We start from the raw sequence: 23,696 nt of genomic DNA, 5'->3' as shown, positions 1-23,696 counted from the left end.
CGGCGGGTGCCGGGCGACAGGATTACTTGTCAAGCAGGGGAGAAAAACCTCCGTAGATCATTCTCTTGCCATCAAAGGGCATAGAATCCCCCATCTCTTTCATGCGGGGATCGCTCATCATCTTCTGGTTCGCCGCATCACGCACCTCCTTCGAGGGATACTCAATCCAGCTAAAGACAACCTCTTCACCCTCTTCCGCTTTCACCGCCATGCGAAAATCGGTCAGTTTGCCATCCGGCACGTCGTCAGCCCAACACTCGACAATGCGAAGCGCGCCAAATTCTTTAAAGAGTGGTGCAGCCTTCGCCGCCAGCTCGCGATACGCCTCTTTACTGCCTGCAGGAACGGCGAGGACAAAACCATCGACATACTTCATCAGTAAAACCTCCGAAGTGACTGTACGGCTACGTGGTGTAGCCGTATCTGCGATCAAGTTTAGTTCTGCTGCCAGCTAAACGCGTAGCGCACCCGTTTCTGTTGCAGGATAAACTCCGGGGATACGCTCGGACTCCAGGAGTCATCACCGCCGACGCCCATATGGAATCCATCAAGATGCAGCCAGCAGCCCGCCTCTTCCTTCAGGAGATGATGATGCGACGTTTCGCGCAGCTGCGCCTGGCTGTAGCGGCTCACGGCAAAATGGAAGGCCCCACGTAGGTGATGAGCGCCTAACAGGAGTTCGCGGGTATCACAGCGCAGGCCGTTATCCGTAGGGAAAATATAGGGCGTATGCATTTCTGCCAGCGGCAAGGTCCAGCGGCCCTGGCGCGCGGCCAGTTTGCGGTCCGGATAGTTTTCATATGGCCCAAGCCCACTCCAGCTCACGGTATGCGGTACAGAGGCCAGTTGGCAGCTCAGCCCGATACGTGCCGGCTCAGGAATATCATTCGCCACCTGCACCTCGACATCCCCCATCAGCACGCCCTGATCGGTGATACGCCAGTTCTTGCGGCTGATAAACAGCAGTTTGCTTTCACTCTCCCAGGCGTGCACCGTGGTGATCGTCACGTCACGGGTATGCTGTTCACCTTCGCACTCCAGCAGGCGCGGGGTCAGATTATACATACCTGCCGCTTTCCAGCGCTCAACCCAGGCGTTGGGATCGATGCGGGTCACTTCGCTGACGCCGATATCATTATCGAGCGGCGCACGGGTAAAGCTATCGCAAAGGGGAGCCAGCAGCGTGGCGTCACCCGCCTTCCACCACTGGGTCAGATCCCCACTCTGCCGACTGAATTGCCAGCGCTGCTCGCCGTGGGTGACCACCAGCGCATCATCTTCAACGGTTAAGCAGGGTTTTTCCCCTGCCGCCACGTCCGGGGCGATAAACAGCGGAGCAGGAAGCTGCCACTGATCCCAGGCGCAAAGGTGATTTTCTGACGACCAGGCGGTCGCCACAGGCTGAATAACCTCCACGTTCAACCAGACCTCACCCGGCGCTGCCTTCAGCTCTGGCAGTTCCAGCACGACGCGCTGCGTTCCTTGCGGAGCAATATTCAACGTCACCTCGCCAGAGGCCAGCACTTCACCGTCGCGCGCCACTGACCAGCGCAGCAGCTCGTTATCTGTCGTGCGGAACAGATAATCGCTCTGCACCTCAATCTCCAGCGGGGAGCAACTGATGCGGGTAAAGGTGAAGAACTGCTGCGCGCGCTGGGCTTCGTAAAGCGCGGGATGCGGCGTGCGGTCCGGGAATACCAGCCCATTCAGGCAGAACTGACGGTCGTTAGGCTTATCGCCAAAATCGCCGCCATACGCCCAGTAAGCCCTGCCCTCATCGTCATGCCGGGTTAGCGCCTGGTCAACCCAGTCCCAGACGAATCCCCCCTGCAGGCGTGGATAGCTGCGAAACGCCTCCCAGTATTTGGCGAACCCGCCGAAGCTGTTGCCCATCGCATGGGCATATTCACAGAGGATGAGCGGACGCGTTTCATCCGGCATCCCTATCCACTTTTTGATTGACCATTTTGGCACGGCCGGGAAAGGCTGGTCCTGATCGACACGGGCGTACATAGGGCAGACAATATCGGTTGCTGCCGTGTTTGCTCCACCGCCCTCATACTGTACCGGACGGGTGGGATCGGTGGTTTTTATCCAGCGGTAGAGGGCGTCGTGATTAGCGCCATGTCCGGACTCATTGCCCAGGGACCAGACAATAATCGACGGATGGTTACGATCGCGCTGCACCATCCGGGTGACACGTTCGCTCATCGCAGGCAGCCAGCGTGGATCGTCGGCCAGTCGGCTCATCGGCACCATGCCATGGGTTTCGATATTGGCCTCATCGACCACGTACAGCCCGTAGCGATCGCACAGACGGTACCAGAGAGGATGATTAGGGTAGTGTGAGCAGCGTACAGCGTTAAAGTTGTGCTGTTTCATCAGCTCAATGTCGCGACGCATGGTCGCTTCATCCATAACCTGGCCGCGCTCAGGGTGATGCTCATGACGGTTCACCCCGCGAATCAGCAGCGGTTTGCCGTTGACTTTCAACAATCCGTTGCTGATTTCCACGTGGCGGAAGCCAACGTCACAGGCTTCCGTCTCCAGAACCTTGCCTTGCGCATCGTGGAGCGCAATGGTCAGACGGTAAAGCTCGGGTGACTCCGCACTCCAGAGGGCCGGTTCCGCCACGGGCAGGGTCGCCACCACTCGCTCTTGCCAGTTACCCCGCTCATCTACGACCGGGGTACCCGCTCTGCCGCTGACGTTGCCCACCCGCGCATCATCACGCCAAAGCGTGAACAGCACTTCGCAATCCGCATAATCTGGCCCTTCCAGCTTCACCTCCAGCTGTAACGTCGCCCGGTCAAATTCCGCGTTCAGGGCGGTGACCACCTGGTAGTCAGCAATGCGTGTGTCTGGTTTATGCAGCAGCGTGACATCACGGAAGATGCCACTCATGCGCCACATGTCCTGATCTTCCAGATAGCTTCCGTCACACCAGCGCAGCACCATCACCGCCAGGCGATTACTCCCCACGCGCAGTACATTCGTCAGATCAAACTCAGCGGGTAGACGGCTATCCTGGGAATACCCCACCCACTCACCATTACACCAGAGGTAAAAGGCCGAGTTCACTCCATCAAAGACGATGCGCGTCTGACCGCTTTGCAGAGACTCGCTATCCATCTCAAATGTGAGCGAGTAACAGCCGGTAGGATTTTCTGCAGGTACGAAAGGGGGATTAACCGCAATGGGATAGGTAACATTAGTATAGATGGGGGTATCGAAACCCTGCATTTGCCAGTTTGAAGGCACCGGCATAACGGCAGCATTCGGGCAATCACTGTGTATCCAGCTCTCCGGAACCTGTTCTGGTGCACTGAAAAAGCTGAATTGCCACTCACCGTTCAAAGAGCGCAATGCCGACGAGGGCTGCTCGTCACGCGCGCTGTTCTCCTCTGGCCAGCCGCTGAGGGGGGCATGGGCAGGAAGTCGATTCCATTGAGTGACGCCGGGATTTTCCCAGTCACGGCGGGCAAGGATAGCGCTGAGAGTCAGCGGAGCAGGACATGACATAATTACCTCTTTGCGAAGCGCTCACAATTTTAGCTAACATGCCCTGGCGAAAGGATGGGGTAAAGCAGGATCGCCTCGTGAAGCGAGGCAGATCACAAAAGTCTTATCGACGTGCCAGTTGGCCAGCCAGGATCGCCAGCGATTTCAACTGTTGAGCAAGTTCCTCGTTACCTTGCTGTTGCGCGCCCTGCCGCGCCGTTGAATGGCGCTCGACCAAGCTTACGGGCAATTGCGTTTGCCCGGCCTCTTTTTCTGTTGGTGGCGACAGGAGCCACTCGACGCTACGCTGCCCGGCCTCGCGGAAGGCCTGACGTATCGTGGTCAGTGGCGGGGTAAACCAGGCGCTGTCTGCAGTATCGTCAAAGCCCACCACCGAGATCTGTCCGGGCACCGCCACGCCTTTTTCAGCGCAGGCACGCAGCACCCCCAGCGCCATCTGATCGTTGGCGACCAGAATCGCCTGCGGCAGGGCGGGTCCAGCCAACAATTGATGCGCCTTTTCATAGCCCGATGCGGCGCTCCAGTCTCCCCAGGCCACCGCACAGGATTCGATTCCAGCCTGCGCCAGCGCTTCTCGCCAGCCGCTCAGTCTTGCGCGGGAGGAGACCGAACTATCCGGCCCGCTCAGCAGAGCGATCTGCCGGTGTCCCAGCGCGAGAAGATGTTCGACGCCCAGTCGTGCCCCTTGTTCCGCATCGAAGACCAGACTCTGCACTGGCGCATCGGGCAAAACATCCAGGAAAAGCACCGGGACCGGCGCGGCCTGGGCCTGCAACTGCTCCGCCTGCGCGTTTTCCAGCGGAACGTTAACCAGCAGCCCTTCAACCCGCTGGGCAAGAAGATCCTGAAGCGCGGCCAGACACTGCTGCGGTTGCTCCACCATCGAAATCAAGACACTGGCGCCTCGTTCCCCGGCGCGGGATTTCACCGCCGAGGCGATCTGGGAAGGGGCATGTAGCGCCAGATCGGTAGTAATCAGCCCGAGCGTATGGGTGCGTTTTCCCGCCAGCTGCTGTGCGCCACGGTTCGGGACATAGTGCAGTTCGGCCATCGCCTGCTGCACCTTTTCCCGCGTACGGGTGGAAACGTGTTCCGCGTCGTTAATGACGCGGGAGACGGTTTGATAAGAGACGCCCGCGAGGCGAGCGACGTCATATAACGTGATCGATTTCATGCGCATTGCGTGGTGAGGTGAGAGGCGTCCATTCTGTCACAATGCACCAGACAAAGCTTGTGAGCGCTTCGCAAAATTAGACAGAGCGCTCAGCCTGCCCGGTAACAATACGCGCCGGCGTATGACGAAACCAGGGCAGACAGAGCTGAATCAGCGGGCCGATGCAGAGTGCGTAAAGTACGGTTCCTACGCCAAGGTTGCCCCCCAGCGCCCAGCCGATAAGCAGAACGGAGACTTCAATCGCCGTACGCACGCTGCGCACCGACCAGCCGGTGCGGGCATGGATGCCGGTCATCAGCCCATCGCGCGGTCCGGCGCCGAAGCCCGCGCCAATATACATACCCGTTGCCAGCGCATTGACGATCACCGCACTCGCCAGTAAGGCACTGCGGACTACCAGCGAGTCGATAGGGGGGATCAGTGCCAGAGACGCATCCGCTGCAAGGCCAATCACAATCACGTTACTGATAGTCCCTAACCCAGGGCGCTGGCGCAGCGGGATCCAGAACAGCAGCACGGCCGCACCGGTCAGGATTATGACGGTGCCAATGTCCATCGCCAGTAATTTTGTCACCCCCAGGTGAAAGACGTTCCAGGGATCTGCGCCGAGACTGGCGCGCACAAACATAGCGGTAGAGAGTCCGTATAAACTCAATCCCACATACAGCTGAAGTAAACGACGTAACATGATTTCTCTCCGAATATCCCGGCTTTCATCATTACCTGAAATGGCATTATGATTAATATCCAGTTTTAAAAAAGTGGACTGCATATGTCATCTCGTCGCTTTGGAACTCAGTCATTAATGCGGCTACTGGGGCAATGGCAGCAAGAGTGCTCACGCACCCCGATCTGGCGTCAGCTAGCCGACGCGCTGCGTCTGCTGATCCTGGATGGACGGCTGGCGCTCGATACGCGCCTGCCGGGGGAGCGTGAACTGGCGACCTCGCTGGGGGTGAGTCGCACCACGATCAGCAGTGCCCTCGCCCATCTGCGCGACGCGGGTTATCTTGAAAGCCGACTCGGTAGCGGTTCCCGCATAATCCTTCCCGATAGCCGCGCCATTCCCACCCGCGCAGTTGCCAGCGAAGCGCTGGATCTCTCCACCGCCGCCCTCGGCGCCGGGCCGGAGATCTTTCAGGCCTACACGCATGCGCTTACGGCGCTTAGCCAGCATCTGACCCATACCGGTTATGACCAGGCTGGCCTCCAGCCGCTGCGGGCAGCCATCGCCTCACGTTACACCGCCCGGGGGTTACCGACCCGGCCAGAAGAGATCATGGTGGTGAACGGTGCCGTCAGCGGCCTGGCCCTGGTATTGCGGATGCTAACTGGCCCGGGCGATCGGGTGGTGGTGGATCACCCTGCCTACCCGTTAGCCATTGCGGCCATTCAGGGAGCGGCTTGTCGCCCGGTCGGGGTTTCGCTTCCCCAGACAGGCTGGGACATCGACGGTTTTGCCGCCACGCTGGCCCAGACCGCGCCGCGGCTTGCGTACCTGATGCCAGATTTTCATAACCCGACCGGACGCTGCATGGACAGCAATACGCGAGAAGCCATCGCCGCCATCGCCGCCCGCACCCGCACGACGCTGGTGGTGGATGAGACCATGGTTGACCTCTGGTACGACGCCCCGCCCCCGCCGCCCCTCGCCGCGTTCGATAAGCAGGCCAACGTCATTACGCTTGGGTCCGCAGGAAAAAGTTTCTGGGGCGGCCTGCGGCTAGGGTGGATCCGCGCCTCTTCCCGTACCATCGCCTCCCTGACTCAAACGCGAGATACGCTTGACCTGGGTTCGCCGCTGCTGGAGCAACTGGCGACGCTATGGCTGATTGAACGGAGCAACGAATTTCTGCCTGCCCGGCGAGAGATGCTTAACGCACGGCGGCGACGCTGTAGCGAGCTGATGCAGGCGCACTTCCCCGACTGGCGTTTCCAGCAGCCGCAGGGAGGCTTATCGTTCTGGGTGGAGCTGCCAGATCTGCTGGCAACGCAACTGGCCGCGCGCGCCGAAACGGTCGGTATTCATCTGGGCACCGGCACAAGGTTCGGCCTGTCGGGTGCCTTCGATCGTTATCTGCGTATGCCTTTTTCGCTGGAACCGGCCGAGCTGGAGAGCGCTCTTTTACGAATAAAACCGCTGTGGCAGCCCCTTAATAATGGTGGGTCGGCAATAAAACGAAATATTGTGTAGCCTGAATATAAAAAAAAGCAAACGGCACGCGCTTGCTTTATTCGGCAGAAAAGTGATGCCGTGCACAATTATGATTTTCAGGTTCAAAGTAAAAAGCGTCTGACTGTAACTGATACAGTCAGACGCTTTCTGGCGACGCCTGTTCAGTGCTGCGGAGGAATGGGGAAACCTTTTAGCGAAATAACAAAATCATCGCCCTCTTTCTTTATTTTTGCGCCGGTATCGCACCAGTCTGACGCAATTCGAAAGAATTCATCACTACCTACATTCCAGCCCAGGCGGACATGTTTGACATAGCCAGATCGCAGGAGTGAACAGGCTTCCTGATAGTCACTGGCAGTAGATTGTTGTGAATGTTTCATTTTTTCTTCTTCAGAATTTTACGCAATGCCTTGATTTCTTTAGGAGTAAATGGCGTAACGTTCTCTTCTTCCGTATGCTGATTGTCGATATCCTCTTCCGTTACTCCCGCCTCTTCTACTGCTTCGAACGCCAGCAGCAGCAGTTTTTCTGTCGTAACACTGAGATTCTCGTTATTAGCTTCTGCATACTCACGGAGTCTCTCTTTTAAGGTTCCGTCAATTTTCACATTCAGTACAGCTGTTGTCATGGTGCGGCGTCCTTTGTCATAATTTCTTAATTTAATACACGAAGTTATCATTATTATCCAGATATATATTCATAGCTTATATACCTACTGATAAATCATAATTAACCTGCCTGTCCTTTATGACAAAATAATGACAATTACATTTCAGTTGAATGACAGCTTAAGTATAGTCAGGTGAAACTTTTATTACCCATAAATTAATTAAGCCTTCGCGCTATGGTAAAAAAATTTGCCTGACGGGGGTCACATCAGCTAAAAAATCATGTTCATCAATAAGATAATCAGTTTCCATCCGGGAAGGCCACAAGGAGTGGTGCATGAGCACCTTTAGCGACAAGATTGATCAGCTGGCAGACGAACTTAACATCCCCCGCCACACCATTGCGTATCAGTTCATCATCAATAATACCCTGGCGTCCGATCGCGGTAGTAAAGCCCGACGCTCACTCGGCACGCTTTATGCGCTTTACGTGCTCTGTAATGCCTGGAATAACAATCAGCGTGAAGGCACCACCTTCACCGCGCTAATGGAGGAGATGCGTCGCCTGCCGTTTGGCTCCAAATTACAAAACCATGCGCTGGACAACCGCCTGAACGATAAAATTCGCCGCGGTTTTGGCGCCAGTGATGCGTTACTTCCGGTTAGCGCCGTGCCAGAAAAGAAGCGCAAAATCTCCGCAGAATTTCTGACCCAGCATGGTATGAACGCCGACTCGGCGGCGCTGTTTATCACCCGTGCTATCGATCTCTATGTCGCCGAAATTACGGAAAATCAGAACGCCTTTCTCAAAGAGATCGAAGGCGCCACCAGCGCACAGGAGATACTGAGCTTTGTTGAAAAATCATGGCACCCGAAAGCCGATGCCCGACTGTTTGAAGTGGTTTCCTATTCAGTGCTTAAGCTGCACTACGCCAGGATGACGGTCAAAATTAATGACGTGGTTAAGCCCTACGAGCTTTTCAAGACCGGGCGCACCAACGCCAACGATGGCGGAATTGATTTCGTGTTACGTCCTGAAGGCCGCTTCTTCCAGGTCACTGAGGTGCTGGATTTTAAGAAGTACTTTCTCGACTTTGATAAGACCAACAAATTCCCGATCAGCTTTGTTATCAAGACGCTGAAGACGCCCGACGAGGCCTTTAACGCCATTCGCAACAAGGCGCTAAAATCGATGGAACAGGCGGTGGCAGACGGTTATATGTCGCTGTTTGAAGAGATTATCACCGTGCCGACGCTGCAAGCTATCTTCGGCACGGTGGCGAAGTCGGAGGCGCAGATCCAGCAGCTAAAAGCGGTGATCTGCGAAAACTTCAAGCTGGAATATGGTCTTCTGGATTAGTTGGCCCGTCGTGAGGGGTATTGGTGCCCCTTACGTTTTTAGAGAGGTTTTTGGTTTTGCGCTTTTTCACTTTTTCGAGCTCTTGCTCTGTGAAGTGCGAGGCCACCGCCAGGCGACGGATGCCCATCTTCACATACTCTTCGTTGATCTCAATTCCCACAAACTGACGCCCACACTCAATGGCGACCGCACCAGTGGTAAAGCTGCCCGCAAAGGGATCGAGCACCACATCGCCCGGATTAGAGGACGCCAGAATAATTCTTTTCAGCAGCGCCGTCGGCTTTTGCGTCGGATGGTTTTCATATTCATCCATCAAAAAACGCACGCGCGGAAACTCCCAGACGTTACCCGGAACTTTCTGGGTGTTATAGGGCTGCGGCGGATTTTTTCGGTAATCGATGAGGGCGCGTTTCGCACCGGTAGGCGCTTCGACCAGGATAGCATCGCTATTAAAGGTGTACTTCTTCGCGTTTTTAACCATCATCAGGATCGGTTCATACATTGAGCCGAAGAAACGCTTTGCCTGCACGCCAGAGCTGTCGTAAGCCCAGACGATGCGGCTTTTAATCTCAAACAGCTCGCGACATTTGATGTCGATATAGGGCATGTTCTCAGTGCTGTTCATGATGTACATGGTGCCCGTCTCTTTCAGGACGCGGTGGCACTCATCAATGCACTCAAACAGCCAGGCGTGAAATTCCTTTTCGTCCCACAGTTCACGCAGGCCATCGAAATCCTTGCCAATATTGTAGGGAGGATCGGCAAAAACCAGATCGACACTGGCATCTGGCAGCTTTTTAAGCTCTGTCAGCGCATCGCCATGGACGATTTTAGTGCTGTTATCTCCGTAATATTTTGCGTTGATGTCAATTTTCATGCGCCATCTCACCAGGAACGTTTATCGTCAATATTAACTGTATAAATAACCATACTCAAGCTATCTGCCAGAGGGTTATTGTAGCCTGAATGGGGAAAATAAGAATTTACAGCGGGGGAATTGGGTGGGGGCCCTGCCAGCTACATCCCGGCACACACGTCGTCTGCCCTGGCTGCTTCCTTCCGGACCTGACCTGGTGAACAGAGTAGCGTTGCGGGAGAACCAACAGAGCCCCCATTGAGAGCGTTGATAACCAACGCGCTGGCGCATTATCCCTGCACAGGATCGCAATTGCAAGTTAACCGCGACCGGATGATGGTTTATTGCGCAGCATGGCCCGTGATTGCGCTATTATTCTCCGTTATTTCGCTCAGTCAGCAGGAGTATTCATGGAACAGCACGACGGATTCCCGCAGCGGGTATGGCAAATTGTCGCCTCCATCCCCGAGGGAACGGTTACCACCTATGGCGATGTAGCACGTCTGGCGGGTTCGCCACGTGCCGCACGACAGGTCGGCGGCGTGCTTAAACGGCTCCCGGAAGGCAGCACTCTGCCCTGGCATCGGGTGGTCAACCGCCACGGGCAAATTTCCCTCACAGGCCCGGATTTACAACGCCAGCGTCAGGCACTGCTGGCAGAAGGGATACAGGTGTCGGGAAAGGGTGAAATTGATTTGCAGCACTACCGGTGGATTTACTAAATCCCCTCCCGGGCGGGAGGGGATAGGGTCTTAGTACTGCGTTGGTGCAGGCACTGCGGAAGATGGCGTAACCTGCGTCGGCGAGGTTGATGGCACCGTCGTCGTCGCGCCACCGCTCTGCTGGAGCGGTACTGCCATTTGCTGTACAGGCACCAGCACCAGATCGGCTTTGGTACCGCCCTGGTTGATTACTGGTTTCACCGTATCGGTGACAAACACCAGCTTATCGTCGACCGTGATTGCTGCACTTAACAGAATCCGGGCGTTGGGCTGCACATCAGACGGATTGAAAGGCAGAACGAAGCTAAATGGCGCCTGTTTGCCCTCGGTACGCACTGCTTTCTGTGCCAAAACTTTTGACGGGGAGTCGGCCAGCGAGGCATCAGACAGGGTGACGGTCAATACCGCGTCAGGCGGTAACGCCACTTTCTGACGGATCCAGACTGAACCGGTTACTGATGGCTGCTGAATGGTTGGCTGTGTCGCTACGCCGGAGGTATTTGGATTAGGCGCTGGCGTCTGAATGTCTGCACTTTTGTCTGCACAGGCGGTCAGAGCAACCGCTACCGCTAAACCACTTAACGCGTGCACGAGTTTCATTGAGTTCTCCTTATCTTCAATGCACCAGCGGGATCGATACCGCCAGAAGAGTGGTTAAACAAAGTTAACGTGAGTAAGTGTGGCACACATCACTTATTTATGCCTGGATTCGCCTCGTTATTCAGACTATTGCACCCATCGGACCACTTGTATTTCTGCGTTATACTCTGGCTATCTTTCGCCACGGCGTATTTATTGAGGACGATTATGAGTCAGGCACTAAACAATCTGCTGACATTACTTAACCTGGAAAAAATAGAGGAAGGACTCTTTCGGGGGCAAAGCGAAGATCTGGGTTTACGCCAGGTCTTTGGCGGTCAGGTTGTGGGGCAGGCTCTCTATGCGGCTAAAGAGACCGTACCCGCAGAACGCCTGGTCCACTCCTTCCACAGCTACTTTTTACGCCCGGGCGACAGTCAAAAACCTATCGTTTATGACGTCGAGGTGCTGCGCGACGGCAACAGCTTTAGTGCCCGTCGCGTTGCCGCGGTGCAAAATGGTAAACCCATCTTTTATATGACCGCCTCTTTCCAGGCACCAGAGCCGGGCTACGAGCATCAGAAAACCATGCCCCCTGCCCCGGCACCGGATGATCTCCGTTCTGAAACCGAAATCGCCCGCGACCTTTCACATCTGTTGCCACCGCAGGTCAAAGAGAAGTTTCTTTGCGATAAGCCGCTGGAGATCCGCCCGGTGGAATTTCATAACCCGATGAAAGGTCACACCGCAGAGCCTGCGCGCCAGGTGTGGATCCGTGCCAACGGTACAGTGCCGGAAGATTTTCGCGTGCATCAATACCTGCTGGGTTACGCCTCTGATTTCAACTTCCTGCCTGTTGCGCTGCAACCGCACGGAGTAGGCTTCCTGGAAAAAGGAATGCAGGTAGCCACTATCGATCACTCTATGTGGTTCCACCGTCCGTTTAATATGAACGAGTGGCTGCTGTATAACGTGGAGAGCACCTCGGCATCCAGCGCGCGTGGGTTTGTGCGGGGTGAGTTTTATACGCAGGATGGCGTGCTGGTGGCATCGACGGTACAGGAAGGGGTCATACGCAACCGCGGCTAACCCAGACAGGGGGATGCTCATAAAAGCAAAACGGCAACCCAGGGTTGCCGTTTCGTTATTGACTATGCGTTGTAAGCATTCTCGCCGTGGCTGTTGACGTCCAGCCCTTCGCGCTCCTGCTCTTCCGGTACGCGCAGACCCACGGTCATGTCAGCCAGCTTGTAACCGATAAAGGCCACCACGCCAGACCACACTACCGTAATCGCGATGCTCTCGAGCTGCACCAGCACCTGGTGAGTCATGGTCACACCTTCTGCGTAACCGACGCCGCCGAGCGAGGTGGCTGCGAAGATACCGGTCATGATGCAGCCGACGATACCGCAAACGCCGTGCACGCCGAACACATCGCAAGGGTCATCCACACGCAGAATACGTTTCAGTGCCGTTACGCCCCACAGACCCGCCAGACCCGCGACGATACCAATGATCAGCGCGCCGCCGACGCCAACGAAACCACAGGCGGGGGTGATACCGACCAGACCCGCAATGGCACCGGAACAGGCGCCCAGCAGAGAGGGTTTGCCTCGTACGGCCCACTCACCAAATACCCAGGAGAGAATCGCACCCGCGGTCGCGACCACGGTGTTGACGAAAGCCAGCGCCGCGATTTCGTTTGCTGAGCTTGCTGAACCGGCGTTAAAGCCAAACCAGCCGAAATAGAGGATTGCGGTGCCGGTGAAGACCATCGGCAGGTTGTGCGGTTTAAAGGCTTCTTTGCCAAAACCAACGCGTTTGCCAATCAGGTACGCCCCAACCAGACCCGCAACGGCGGCATTGATGTGCACCACAGTCCCGCCGGCAAAGTCCAGCGCGCCGTGAGAAGCCAGCAGACCACCACCCCAAACCATATGCGCCACGGGCACATAAGAGAGCGTCAGCCAGACCACCACAAAAATGAGCACCGCAGAGAAACGAATACGTTCCGCCAGCGCCCCCACAATCAACCCGACGGTGATGCAGGCGAAAGAGCCCTGGAATGCTACGTGGATATACTGATAGAAGCTGCCCATTACCGCGGTCAGTTCGATATTTTTCAGCATCGCCCAGTTGAAGCTGCCAAAGAAGGCGTTACCCTCGCCAAACGCCAGCGAGTAGCCGTATACCACCCATAACACGCAGACCAGCGCAAAAGTTACCGCAACCTGAGTGAGCATAGAGAGGACGTTTTTACCGCGAATCAGGCCGCCGTAGAACAGCGCAATCCCGGGAATAGTCATGAACAGCACCAGTGCGGTGCAAATCATCATAAAAGCGTTATCCGCTTTGTCGGCGACCGCCGGCGCAGCCATTGCCAGGCCCGGCAACAACGCCAACGATCCCAGAGCCGCGTTAAGAGTTGTTTTCTTCATTATCTTGATCCCTATCACTGTGTGCCCGGTGTTTTACAGCGCTGCTTCGTCGGCTTCGCCCGTACGAATACGAATGACGCGTTGCAGTTCGGCAACGAAAATTTTGCCGTCGCCAATTTTGCCGGTGTAGGCCGCTTTGCTGATGATATCTATCACCTCTTCCAGCTGATCGTCGGCAATCGCCACATCAATTTTTACCTTTGGCAGGAAGTTGACGCTGTATTCCGCCCCGCGGTAGAGCTCTGCATGGCCTTTCTGACGACCAAAGCCTTTCACTTCGGTGACAGTCAGCCCCTGAATACCAATGGAAGACAGCGCTTCGCGAACGTCTTCGAGTTTGAACGGTTTGATTACCACGGTAACCAGCTTCATAAATCCCCCTCCAGTCAGAATTCGGTAGTGGCTTCAGCTAACACGTAAGAGATATTGCAAGCGCTGTGCCAGAATTCTTAAAAGAGGAAAATTTGCTGTCCGACGCCGCGTAATCAGGAGAGATTGGCTAAGGGTAAGGCGTAACGAGGCGGGAGAGTGAGTGGCGCGAAAAAAAACGCACCATGACAGTGCAGGGTGCGTTTCATTTTTGCACCAGCAGTTTTACCTGTTAGTGCATTGCCTGTTTTTGGTGCATCAGGCGCTGAGCGACTCCTCGCGAGTGCTGGCCTCCAGCTCCTCGCCCGCCAGCTGCAGCTGATACATCTGCCAGTAACGGCCTTTCGCCTCAAGCAGTTGCCGGTGCGTACCCCGCTCTACGGCCTGTCCGCGGTGCAGCACCAGAATGGTATCGGCTTCAACGATGGTGGAGAGTCGGTGAGCGATCACCACCAGCGTGGTCTGTTCACGAACCGCCGCCAGGGCCTGCTGGATGGCCTGCTCGGTGCCGGAGTCGATACTTGCGGTGGCTTCATCAAGGATCAGCACCTGCGGCGTCTCAATCAACACCCGCGCCAGCGCCAACAGCTGTTTTTGGCCCACCGACAAATTATTGCCCTGCTCTCCCAGCCGCGTATGGATGCCGTCATGTAAGCCCCGCGCCAGTTCAGCCAGTTGCACCTGCTCCAGCACGGCCCACACCTGCTCTTCGCTGTAATCACGCCCCAGCGTAACGTTGGCGAAGAAGGTATCTGCCAGCACCACCGGATCTTGTTGCACCATCGCCACCCCTTTGCGCAGCGTGCTGTGGCTCAGAGTCGCCAGCGGACGACCATCAAGACGGATCTCCCCCTGCGTCAGCGGATAGTAGCCCATCAGCAGGCTGGCTAAGGTACTTTTACCGCTCCCGGTATGGCCCACCAGCGCCACAAAGCTGCGGGACGGAACGTGAAGAGTGATGTCCTGCAATACCAGACGATCGTCGCGATACGCAAAAGAGAGATTATCAATGGCGATATCGCCGCTTTGCAGCTCCCGGGTGTCCTGGCCGTACATCTGACGCGGCCTGTCCATCAGTTCAAAGACCCGCTCGCCCGCGACAACCGCCTGTTGCAGCATTGATTGCTGCGTGGTGAGTTCGATTAGCGGTTCGTTTAAACGCCCAAGATAGCTAATGAAGGCGTAGAGAACCCCCACCTGAATAGTGCCGTTGGCCCCCAGACCAAATTGCAGGAGCAAGCCACAGAGGATCAGGGCCGAAAAGAGGCTTAGCAACGGGCGCAGCAGGAAGCCATCCAGCCGCAGGGTCTGCATGCGCGCCATATAATGTGAACGGCTCGCTTCCCCCATCCGCTCACCAAAGCGCGCCTGCTGGCGGAACTGCTGGATCACACTCATACCATTAATGACTTCGTTAAAGCCGTCGTTAATGTCTGCCAGGTAGGCACGCACACGACGGACGATAGGCGTGCTGTAACGCTGGTAGATCATCATGACAATAAAGACGGCAGGGAAGATCGCGATCGCCACCAGCGCCATGCGCCATTCAAGGCTGAACATCGCCACCAGCATTGCCCCAATCAGCGCCGCGCTGCGCAGCACCGTGGAGACCACGGTGACGTAGAGATCGCGGATCACTTCCGTATCATTGGTTACGCGAGAGATAATCTGCCCCACCGGCTGGGTATCAAACTCGCTCAACGGCTGGCGCAGCGCAGCATCCATGACGTCGGTACGCAGTTGCTGGACCACGCCCACAGCGGCCTGGTTAAAGAGCAGCGACTGGGCATAGTGCAAACCGGCAGCCAACAACTGCAGGCCGACGTAAGCCACCCCCAGCCCGGCCACCAGGCCCAGCGGCAGGTAACTTTTGGCCACCATGTTGTCGATAAAATAGCTGATAAGCAGTGGCCCGCTCACTTCAGCGATCGCGGCGATCCACAGCATCACCACCGCCAGCGACAGCGGTTTTCGCCACGGCGAGCCGTAGGCCAGCAGCCGCTTCAGGATAGGCCACAACTGTCCAAAACTACGCATCGCTGGCCTCCTCATTCACTTCCGGCGCATCATCCAGCGCGGCTTCTAGCTGTTGATAGCGATACATATCGCGATACCATCCAGGTTGTTCTGACAACAGCTCGTGCTGCCCGCGCTGGGCAATATGCCCATGCTGCATCACCAGGATCTCACTCGCTTCTGTCAGGGCTGACAGGCGATGGGCGCTGATGATCACCGTGCGGCCTTCGCCCCACTGACGCAGGTTATGCAGGATCTGATGCTCGGTACGCCCATCTACGGCCGATAGCGCATCATCCAGAATCAGGATTTCAACATTTAACAACAGGGCACGGGCAATCGAAATGCGCTGTTTTTGGCCGCCAGAGAGCATCACGCCCCGCTCGCCCACCTCGGTTTCATAGCCCTGCGGCAGACGTAAAATATCCTCATGCACGCTCGCCAGACGGGCGACATGTTCAATCTCCTGCTGGGTGGCCTCAGGGCAGCCAAGCGCGATATTGCTGGCAACCGTATCGGAGAAGAGGAACGGCGTCTGGCTCACCACGGCCAGCCGGCTGCGCCAGCTATCCAGCTGCAGGCGGGTCAGGGGAATGTCGTGAAAACGAATATCCCCCTGGTCGATATCAAAATGGCGCTGAATCAACGATAGCAGGGTACTCTTGCCTGCGCCGGTCGGGCCGCAAATCCCCAGCATCTGTCCAGGACGCAGGGCGAAATGAACATTCTCAAGGGAGACCCGTTCGGCGTGCGGATAGCTGAACGAACGGATGGCGACCTTCAGCTCGCCACGCCCTTCCGGCACCGGCTCGCTCCCGTCATTTACCACCGGGGCCTCGGCGAGCATGTCGCGAATACGGCTATAGGCCGCGCTACCGCGCTCAACAATGTTGAACATCCATGCCAGCGCCAGCATCGGCCAGATCATCAGGCCAAGATACATGGCAAAGCTGGTGAGCTGACCGAGCGTTAACGAGCCCTGAACCACCATCCAGCTTCCGCCACCAATCGCCAGCATGTTCGCCATGCCGATAGCGATATAGATAGTGGGATCAAACCGGGCATCGATGCGGGCTACCCGCATATTTTTTGCGCCCGTATCGGCAGCATCGGCAGCGAAGAGCGACGATTGCCGGTCTTCCAGGCCAAAGGCTTTAATCATTCGAATACTGGTCAGGCTCTCCTGGGTGCGATCGTTCAGCGAGGAGAAGGCTGCCTGCGCCAGCTTAAAGCGCTCATGTAGTTGATCGCCATAACGTTTGATCGCCAGCGCCATGACGGGCATCGGCAACAGGGCCAGCAGCGTTAACTGCCAGCTGATCTGGGTCGACATCACTATCAACACCGCGCATCCCATCACCAGCGAGTCAACCAGGGTTAAGACCCCTTCTCCGGCGGCAAATACCACGCGGTCTACATCGTTAGTGGCCCGGGCAATCAGATCCCCGGTGCGGTGACGCAGATAGAATTCCGGATGCTGACGGCTAAGCTGACGATAAAAATCTTCACGCAGTTCCACTGCTAATTGGTAGGACGCGCCGAATAACAGGACACGCCAGACATAGCGCAGCAGATAGACCACCACCGCCGTCAGCACCAGCGTGCCGATCCACATCAACACCCGTGCGGTGGTGTAATGCTGTTCCGTAACGCCATCCACCACGTACCCCACCACCTTAGGCGGAATAAGTTGCAGAATGGCAATGATAATAAGCAGGGCAACTGCGCCGAGGTAGCGTTGCCACTCCCGACGAAAATACCAGCTTAACTGAGCAAATAATCGCACGCGGTCTTTTCCTGAAGGTCTTGTTCCGGCCAGGCCGGGAGGTTATTCAATGGGTAACGCTGTGGTGTATTTAATCTGTTCCATGGCGAAGCTGGAGGTGACATCCGACAGGCCAGGCACGCTGTTGACCAGCCGTTTGTAAAAGTCATCATACCGTTTCATGTCCGCCACCTGAACGCGCATCAGGTAGTCGTACTCCCCCGCCATGCGCCAGAAACCGAGCACTTCCGGCATGCCGGTCACCTCGCTCACGAACCGGCAATACCAGTCGCTACTGTGGTGCTGCGTTTTTATCAGCACAAAGGCGGTTAAACCAAGCCCCAGTTTTTCGGGATCAAGCAGCGCTACGCGGCCCAGCAAAATGCCCTCATCTTCCAGGCGTTTAAGGCGCTTCCAGCAGGGCGTGGTGGTCAGATTAACGGCATCCGCCAGCGCCTGCAAAGAGAGGGTGCAGTCACTTTGCAGTAATGAGAGTAGCTTACGGTCAATTTTATCTAGCATAGCGCCCCCATAGAGAAAATTTTTCTCCTTACATTCTATTTTAAAGGCCTGATAGCAACAATTTTTTCTGTGCTTTTCGCTATGCTGGGCACAAAATGACAAACGGATAATTACGATGAATAGCACCTGGGTTAAACATGCCATCAGCGAAATCAACGCCGACTATCAGCGCTCGGCAGATACCCATCTCATTCGCCTTCCGCTGCCGGGGTTTGCCGGAATTCAGCTCTACCTGAAAGATGAAAGCACTCATCCGACCGGCAGCCTGAAGCATCGCCTCGCCCGCTCGCTGTTTTTATATGGCTTGTGTAACGGCTGGATAAAAGAGGGGACTCCCATTATTGAGTCCTCGTCGGGATCTACCGCCGTGTCAGAGGCGTATTTTGCCCGCCTGCTGGGCCTGCCGTTTATCGCCGTGATGCCCGCCTGTACCGCAAAGCGTAAAATTGAACAGATCGAATTTTATGGCGGCCGCTGCCACTTTGTTGAGAGCGCCTGTGAAATCTATGCGGCCTCAGAGATGCTGGCCCACGAGCTGCACGGCCATTATATGGATCAGTTCACTTATGCTGAACGTGCCACCGACTGGCGCGGTAATAACAACATTGCCGACAGTATATTCCGCCAGATGCAGTGCGAGCCGAACCCGGTGCCGACCCACATCGTGATGAGCGCCGGTACCGGCGGTACCTCGGCAACGATTGGTCGCTATATTCGCTGCCAGGGCTACGACACCCGCCTGATGGTGGTGGACCCGCAAAACTCCGTGTTCCTTGATTACTGGCAGAGCCGGGATAGCAGCCTGCGCAGCCCGGTGGGCAGTAAAATCGAAGGGATTGGCCGCCCGCGCGTCGAGCCTTCCTTTATTCCCGATGTGGTAGACGAGATGCTGCGCGTGCCGGACGCCGCCAGCGTAGCCACTGCCCATTGGCTGGAATCTCAGCTGGGGCGTAAGGTCGGTGCCTCAACCGGCACCAACATGTGGGGCGCGTTACAGCTGGCAGCCCGGATGCGCGACGCGGGCCAGACCGGTTCCATAGTGACTCTGCTGTGTGACAGCGGCGAGCGCTATCTCGACACCTATTATAATGCGGAGTGGGTTGCCGCGAACATTGGCGATATTTCAGCCTGGCAGCAAGAGATAGCCCGGCTCGTGAAATAAAAAAAGCCAGACGGACGTCTGGCTTGCTGGGAGGGTCTCACTATTCGGGGGAATAAGGAAGATTTGGTGTGTCCAGCCAATGGGTTAAATAGTGGGACACGGCTTCGTTGCGGCAGTGTCCAATAATCGGGAGGTGCGAAAGCTCAGCAATCAGCTGCGGCATCGCATTGCCCATAATCAATCCGCGACCAACGCTGCCCAGCATCTCGCGGTCATTCATGGCATCGCCAAACGCCATACACTCCTGCAGGGTAAGGCCCAGGTGATCGCTCAGCACCGCCAGGGCAGAGCCTTTATTACATCCCACCGGCAGCACCTCGAGACAATATTCTGCCGAGAAGGTGAGATGCGCCCTCTCGCCCAACGCCTCGTTTAACTGAATGCGCAACCGACACAGATCCTCATGATCGCCACAGAAACAGATCTTTGTCACGGCATAGGCGGGAAGACGACGCAGGTCAGTTAGCTGATAATGAAAACCGCTGTAAGCATGAGCGTGCAGCAGTTCGGGGATTTCCCTGTTGGTAAACCAGCCATCATCATTAAAGACGTGAATACTGGCCTGGGTATCCCAGGTGCTATGCAGAACGATATCCGCCACCTGCGGATCAAGATCCTGACGGTGGAGTTCCTCCCCTTCCAGCGAGTGAATACGCGTCCCGTTGCCGGTGATCAGAAACGCATCCAGCGAAAGTTTACCCATCAGATGGCGCATCTCCAGCGCGTGGCGGCCTGTGGCAAACGTAAGAGTAATATCACGCTCACGCAGGCGCTTAAGTGCGCTCAGGGTTTTTTCACCTAAACGGTGATCCGGCATTAATAGCGTACCGTCCATATCGAATGCAGCCAGGCGAGCCATGCGTACTCCCGAAAGTGTGATGCGTTTAACTTGTGGATCAGTATCACCTGAGATATACGGAAGTAATACTGAATAGTTAAATAATATTGTTCCGGGTTTTCTATGCGCCTTCTTAACCGTCTTAATCAGTATCAACGGCTCTGGCAGCCTTCAGCCGGGGCGCCGCAGCAAGTGAGCGTGGCTGAGCTGGCCGGCCGCTGTTTTTGCAGTGAACGGCATGTGCGTACGCTATTGCGACAGGCGCAGGAGGCGGGCTGGTTGAGCTGGACGGCACGGCCAGGGCGCGGTAAACGCGGCGATCTGCTCTTCCATGTTACCCCCGACGCGTTACGCAACGCGATGATGGAAGAGGCGCTTCAACGTGGTCATCAACAGACGGCTCTGGAATTGGCGCAGCTGGCGCCGCAGGATCTACACACACTGCTGCAGCCCTTTATGGGCGGTCAGTGGCAGAACGATACCCCAACGCTGCGTATCCCTTACTACCGCCCACTGGAGCCGCTGCAGCCCGGCTTTTTACCGGGGCGTGCAGAGCAGCACCTGGTGGGACAGATCTTTTCCGGTATCACCCGGTTTGACGACACGAGCAGCGAGCCGGTTGGCGATCTGGCACACCACTGGGAGATCGCCCCGGATGGCCTGCGCTGGCATTTTTACATCCGCTCAACCCTGCACTGGCATAACGGCGATAAGGTCGAGACCGCGCAACTGCAAAACCGCCTGGCGCTGCTGCTTGCCCTGCCCGCGCTACGTAAGCTGTTTAACAGCGTATCGCGCATTGAGGTCACCCATCCTCAATGCCTGACTTTTATTCTGCATCAACCCGATTACTGGCTGGCGCATCGGCTGGCGAGCTACTGCAGTCGGCTGGCCCACCCCAGCATGCCGCTCATCGGCTGCGGTCCGTTTCGACTGGCGATCTTCGGGCCTGAGCTGGTGCGAATCGAAAGCCATGAGCAGTACCATCTTAGCCACCCTCTGCTGAAAGCGATCGAGTACTGGATTACCCCGCAACTCTTTGAGCAGGATCTGGGCACCAGCTGTCGCCACCCCGTACAGATCGCGATTGGCGAACCCGATGAACTTGCCAGCCTGCGGCTGGTGAGCAACAGCATTAGCCTGGGATTTTGTTATCTGACCCTGCGCCAGAGTTCGCGGCTGAGCGAACTGCAGGCCCGTCGTCTTATTCAAATCATTCATCACACCGCGCTTTTGCATACGTTACCGCTGGAAGAAAATTTGATTACACCGGCAAACGAGCTCTTGCCGGGCTGGGCCATTCCCGAGTGGCCCGACGCGCAACAAACGGCATTACCAGAAACGCTGACCCTCGCCTACCATCTGCCCGTGGAGTTACACACTATGGCAGAGCAGCTCAGGCTCTATCTGGCACAGCAGGGTTGTCAGTTGCACATTATCTTTCACGATGCCAAAACCTGGGATGGCTGCGGCGTACTGCCCCAGGCCGACATCATGATGGGCGACAGGCTTATTGGCGAGGCACCAGAGTACACGCTTGAGCAGTGGCTACGCTGCGATGTGCTGTGGCCACAATTACTGAGTCCGGCCCAATATTCCCATCTTCTGGCTACGCTGGATGCAGTACAGGCGCAGCCCGCCGCCAGCGCTCGCGACTCAGCGCTAAAAGCGGTTTTCGCGGGTCTGATGGAGAGCGCCGTGCTGACGCCTCTCTTCAATTATCACTATCAGGTAAGCGCGCCGCCGGGCGTAAACGGTATTCGACTCAACCCGCGCGGCTGGTTTGAATTTACCGAAGCCTGGCTGCCGGCACCGGGAACGTGAAGAAGCTGGTCGCCGCTGCCTGCCCGCGTTACCATTGCGTTTTACACCGTTAACGTTGGGAAGAGATATGAAACGTGCCGTCGTCGTCTTTAGCGGAGGACAAGATTCCACTACCTGCCTGGTTCAGGCGCTACAGCAATATGATGAAGTTCACTGCGTCACCTTCGATTATGGTCAACGCCACCGCGCTGAAATCGATGTCGCCCGTGAACTGGCCATCAAGCTTGGCGCACGTGCGCACAAGGTGCTGGACGTCACTTTGCTGAACGAACTGGCGGTCAGTAGCCTCACGCGCGATAGCATCCCGGTGCCAGACTATGAACCCGATGCCAGTGGCATTCCCAATACCTTCGTCCCGGGGCGTAATATTCTCTTTCTGACCCTGACCGCGATTTATGCTTATCAGGTTCAGGCCGAAGCGGTGATTACCGGCGTGTGTGAAACCGATTTTTCTGGCTACCCCGACTGCCGCGATGAATTTGTTAAGGCCCTCAACCATGCGGTGAGCCTGGGCATGGCGAAAGAGATCCGCTTTGAAACGCCGCTTATGTGGCTCGACAAAGCCGAAACCTGGGCGCTGGCAGACCACTGGGGCAAGCTGGAGATGGTGCGCAATGAAACCCTCACCTGCTATAACGGCATTAAGGGAGATGGCTGTGGCCAGTGTGCGGCCTGTAACCTCCGGGCAAACGGCCTGAATCAGTACCTGGCGAACAAAGCCGGCGTGATGGCTTCGCTGAAAGCGAAAACCGGGCTGCAGTAGTTCCGGACTCGCCGGGTGAAAATCCTTCACCCGGCAGGTTTCCACTTTATTTGATCAGCTTTTCCAGTTTTTCCCGCAACTCCCCTTCCAGCGGCAGCGCTTTTTGTGTCTTCAAATCGATACAGACGAAAGTGATCAGCGCATCCGCTACGTTTTGCCCTTCGGGCTCCAGCGTCACGACCTGGCTCAGGACTCCGCTTTTGCCGTTGAGTTGCTGCACCTGACTGGTTACGGTAAGTAGATCGCCCAGTACGGCCGGGCGGCGATAATTGATGTTAATATTCACCACCACAAAGGCGATGTTGTGCGCCGTTAGCCACTGAAAGCTTTCGCTGTTTTCCAGCCCATCCCACCGCGCCTCTTCCAGAAATTCGAGATAGCGGGCGTTATTAACGTGCTGATAAACGTCCAGATGAAAACCACGTACTTTGATTTGAGTCTGCATAGCGCAATAGCCTTTATTGTCTATTTATAGGATCAGAGGTCATAACTGGTATGACCTCTTTATCCTGGCAAACTTTTGCCACCGTGCAAGAAAAAACTCAGAGTTTTAGGTTCGCCATATTACGCTCAACCAGCGCGCTTCCCATGCCGGGTACCTGCTTCAGGTCATCGACGGTTTTGAAGGGGCCGTACTCTTCCCGGTAGCTTACAATCGCCTGCGCCTTCTTCAGACCAACGCCATTGAGAATCCGGGCCAGCTCTTCAGCCGGGGCGCTATTGATACTGACTTGTCCATCTGCACTCTCCGTCGCTTTTGCCGGGGCCGCTGCGGCTGGTGCAGTCTTACTCTGCGGTGAGGCGACGGGGGCCGCCTGCAGAGAGACGCTAGTGGATAGACCGGCGAAAGCCAGGGCAATACAGAGAGCTTTGATTCCACGTTTCATACTGTTTCTCCTTGTTTGTTAACAGCCAGGCCACGATAGCCGGACGCTAACAAACGAACAAACAGCAGATGGCAGAAATGGAAAAGGCCGCGAAAGCGGCCTTTGAGAGTTGCAA

The 23,696-nt window shown here is 56.2% G+C and carries 23 protein-coding genes and 1 other RNA gene; 7 read left to right on the top strand and 17 right to left on the bottom strand.

The features are described 5' to 3' along the window. Positions 1-22: 22 nt before the first annotated feature. From B2Q93_RS10250 to B2Q93_RS10235, 4 genes are all read right to left on the bottom strand, one after another. Positions 23-376 (bottom strand): DUF1428 domain-containing protein, encoded by a 354-nt coding sequence (locus B2Q93_RS10250; protein ID WP_286932818.1) that lies wholly within the window; start codon positions 374-376, stop codon positions 23-25. 59 nt (positions 377-435) lie between these two features. Continuing rightward, complete coding sequence (locus B2Q93_RS10245; RefSeq protein ID WP_286932816.1) at positions 436-3,522, bottom strand: beta-galactosidase; 3,087 nt, start codon at positions 3,520-3,522, stop codon at positions 436-438. Between the two features lie 103 nt (positions 3,523-3,625). Beyond that, the gene (locus B2Q93_RS10240; protein ID WP_286932814.1) at positions 3,626-4,696 is read right to left on the bottom strand and encodes a LacI family DNA-binding transcriptional regulator; all 1,071 of its coding nucleotides are present in this window, start codon (positions 4,694-4,696) and stop codon (positions 3,626-3,628) included. 76 nt (positions 4,697-4,772) lie between these two features. Beyond that, on the bottom strand, positions 4,773-5,384 hold the full coding sequence (locus tag B2Q93_RS10235) for a YczE/YyaS/YitT family protein (protein WP_286932813.1): 612 nt from the start codon (positions 5,382-5,384) through the stop codon (positions 4,773-4,775). Positions 5,385-5,468: 84 nt separating this feature from the next. Between B2Q93_RS10235 and B2Q93_RS10230 the strand changes: the two genes are divergently transcribed. After that, positions 5,469-6,890: a PLP-dependent aminotransferase family protein gene (locus B2Q93_RS10230; protein ID WP_286932812.1), complete on the top strand. Its 1,422-nt coding sequence runs from the start codon at positions 5,469-5,471 to the stop codon at positions 6,888-6,890. A 143-nt stretch (positions 6,891-7,033) separates the two neighbouring features. Here the strand turns inward: B2Q93_RS10230 and B2Q93_RS10225 are convergent, their stop codons facing one another. After that, a complete protein-coding gene (locus B2Q93_RS10225) occupies positions 7,034-7,252 on the bottom strand; it encodes a hypothetical protein (protein WP_040076883.1) in 219 nt (72 codons plus the stop codon). Next, complete coding sequence (locus B2Q93_RS10220) at positions 7,249-7,500, bottom strand: hypothetical protein (protein WP_040076884.1); 252 nt, start codon at positions 7,498-7,500, stop codon at positions 7,249-7,251. The genes B2Q93_RS10225 and B2Q93_RS10220 overlap by 4 nt, the downstream gene beginning before the upstream one ends. Before the next feature lie 317 nt (positions 7,501-7,817). Between B2Q93_RS10220 and B2Q93_RS10215 the strand changes: the two genes are divergently transcribed. Next, the gene (locus tag B2Q93_RS10215) at positions 7,818-8,840 is read left to right on the top strand and encodes a type II restriction endonuclease (protein WP_286932811.1); all 1,023 of its coding nucleotides are present in this window, start codon (positions 7,818-7,820) and stop codon (positions 8,838-8,840) included. Here the strand turns inward: B2Q93_RS10215 and yhdJ are convergent. Continuing rightward, positions 8,812-9,717 (bottom strand): adenine-specific DNA-methyltransferase, encoded by a 906-nt coding sequence (yhdJ, locus tag B2Q93_RS10210; RefSeq protein ID WP_286932810.1) that lies wholly within the window; start codon positions 9,715-9,717, stop codon positions 8,812-8,814. The genes B2Q93_RS10215 and yhdJ overlap by 29 nt on opposite strands. A 131-nt stretch (positions 9,718-9,848) precedes the next feature. Further along, an RNA gene (gene ffs, locus B2Q93_RS10205) (signal recognition particle sRNA small type) lies at positions 9,849-9,945 on the bottom strand. A 161-nt stretch (positions 9,946-10,106) separates the two neighbouring features. Between ffs and B2Q93_RS10200 the strand changes: the two genes are divergently transcribed. Beyond that, the gene (locus B2Q93_RS10200) at positions 10,107-10,418 is read left to right on the top strand and encodes an MGMT family protein (protein WP_212477014.1); all 312 of its coding nucleotides are present in this window, start codon (positions 10,107-10,109) and stop codon (positions 10,416-10,418) included. Between the two features lie 30 nt (positions 10,419-10,448). Here the strand turns inward: B2Q93_RS10200 and B2Q93_RS10195 are convergent, their stop codons facing one another. Beyond that, entirely contained in the window at positions 10,449-11,018 is a 570-nt protein-coding gene (locus B2Q93_RS10195; protein WP_046884444.1) for a YbaY family lipoprotein, read from the bottom strand. Between the two features lie 207 nt (positions 11,019-11,225). On the opposite strand from B2Q93_RS10195, the gene tesB reads away from it, so the two are divergent. Next, positions 11,226-12,086 carry an acyl-CoA thioesterase II gene (tesB, locus tag B2Q93_RS10190; protein WP_286932809.1) on the top strand — a complete coding sequence of 287 codons (861 nt, stop codon included), beginning with the start codon at positions 11,226-11,228 and terminating at the stop codon, positions 12,084-12,086. 62 nt (positions 12,087-12,148) lie between these two features. Here tesB and amtB read toward each other — a convergent pair whose 3' ends face one another. The 5 genes from amtB to B2Q93_RS10165 form a co-directional block, all read right to left on the bottom strand. Next, positions 12,149-13,435, bottom strand: coding sequence for an ammonium transporter AmtB (gene amtB, locus B2Q93_RS10185; RefSeq protein WP_207293113.1), 1,287 nt, complete (start codon positions 13,433-13,435; stop codon positions 12,149-12,151). 33 nt (positions 13,436-13,468) lie between these two features. Beyond that, positions 13,469-13,807, bottom strand: coding sequence for a P-II family nitrogen regulator (gene glnK / locus B2Q93_RS10180; RefSeq protein ID WP_040076890.1), 339 nt, complete (start codon positions 13,805-13,807; stop codon positions 13,469-13,471). A gap of 255 nt (positions 13,808-14,062) precedes the next feature. Continuing rightward, a complete protein-coding gene (locus B2Q93_RS10175; RefSeq protein WP_207293112.1) occupies positions 14,063-15,841 on the bottom strand; it encodes a SmdB family multidrug efflux ABC transporter permease/ATP-binding protein in 1,779 nt (592 codons plus the stop codon). Next, on the bottom strand, positions 15,834-17,606 hold the full coding sequence (locus tag B2Q93_RS10170; protein WP_286932808.1) for a SmdA family multidrug ABC transporter permease/ATP-binding protein: 1,773 nt from the start codon (positions 17,604-17,606) through the stop codon (positions 15,834-15,836). Before B2Q93_RS10170 ends, B2Q93_RS10175 begins: the two co-directional genes overlap by 8 nt. Positions 17,607-17,648: 42 nt before the next feature. Next, positions 17,649-18,107, bottom strand: coding sequence for an Lrp/AsnC family transcriptional regulator (locus B2Q93_RS10165; protein ID WP_040076894.1), 459 nt, complete (start codon positions 18,105-18,107; stop codon positions 17,649-17,651). A gap of 115 nt (positions 18,108-18,222) precedes the next feature. Between B2Q93_RS10165 and B2Q93_RS10160 the strand changes: the two genes are divergently transcribed. Beyond that, positions 18,223-19,269, top strand: coding sequence for a PLP-dependent cysteine synthase family protein (locus B2Q93_RS10160; protein ID WP_040076895.1), 1,047 nt, complete (start codon positions 18,223-18,225; stop codon positions 19,267-19,269). Between the two features lie 40 nt (positions 19,270-19,309). Here B2Q93_RS10160 and cof read toward each other — a convergent pair whose 3' ends face one another. Further along, positions 19,310-20,128: an HMP-PP phosphatase gene (gene cof, locus B2Q93_RS10155; RefSeq protein ID WP_263616385.1), complete on the bottom strand. Its 819-nt coding sequence runs from the start codon at positions 20,126-20,128 to the stop codon at positions 19,310-19,312. 102 nt (positions 20,129-20,230) lie between these two features. Between cof and B2Q93_RS10150 the strand changes: the two genes are divergently transcribed. Continuing rightward, positions 20,231-21,931 carry an SgrR family transcriptional regulator gene (locus tag B2Q93_RS10150; RefSeq protein ID WP_212477017.1) on the top strand — a complete coding sequence of 567 codons (1,701 nt, stop codon included), beginning with the start codon at positions 20,231-20,233 and terminating at the stop codon, positions 21,929-21,931. 67 nt (positions 21,932-21,998) lie between these two features. Further along, entirely contained in the window at positions 21,999-22,694 is a 696-nt protein-coding gene (gene queC, locus B2Q93_RS10145; protein WP_046884451.1) for a 7-cyano-7-deazaguanine synthase QueC, read from the top strand. 46 nt (positions 22,695-22,740) lie between these two features. On the opposite strand, the gene B2Q93_RS10140 is transcribed toward queC, so the two are convergent. Continuing rightward, positions 22,741-23,139 (bottom strand): YbgC/FadM family acyl-CoA thioesterase, encoded by a 399-nt coding sequence (locus B2Q93_RS10140; RefSeq protein ID WP_040076900.1) that lies wholly within the window; start codon positions 23,137-23,139, stop codon positions 22,741-22,743. 97 nt (positions 23,140-23,236) lie between these two features. Beyond that, positions 23,237-23,581 (bottom strand): helix-hairpin-helix domain-containing protein, encoded by a 345-nt coding sequence (locus tag B2Q93_RS10135; protein ID WP_286932804.1) that lies wholly within the window; start codon positions 23,579-23,581, stop codon positions 23,237-23,239. Positions 23,582-23,696: the final 115 nt, after the last annotated feature.

The sequence above is a fragment of the Leclercia sp. UBA5958 genome (assembly GCF_002430365.1).
Lineage (GTDB): Bacteria > Pseudomonadota > Gammaproteobacteria > Enterobacterales > Enterobacteriaceae > Enterobacter > Enterobacter pneumoniae.
This window is presented reverse-complemented; position numbering and strand designations above follow the sequence as displayed.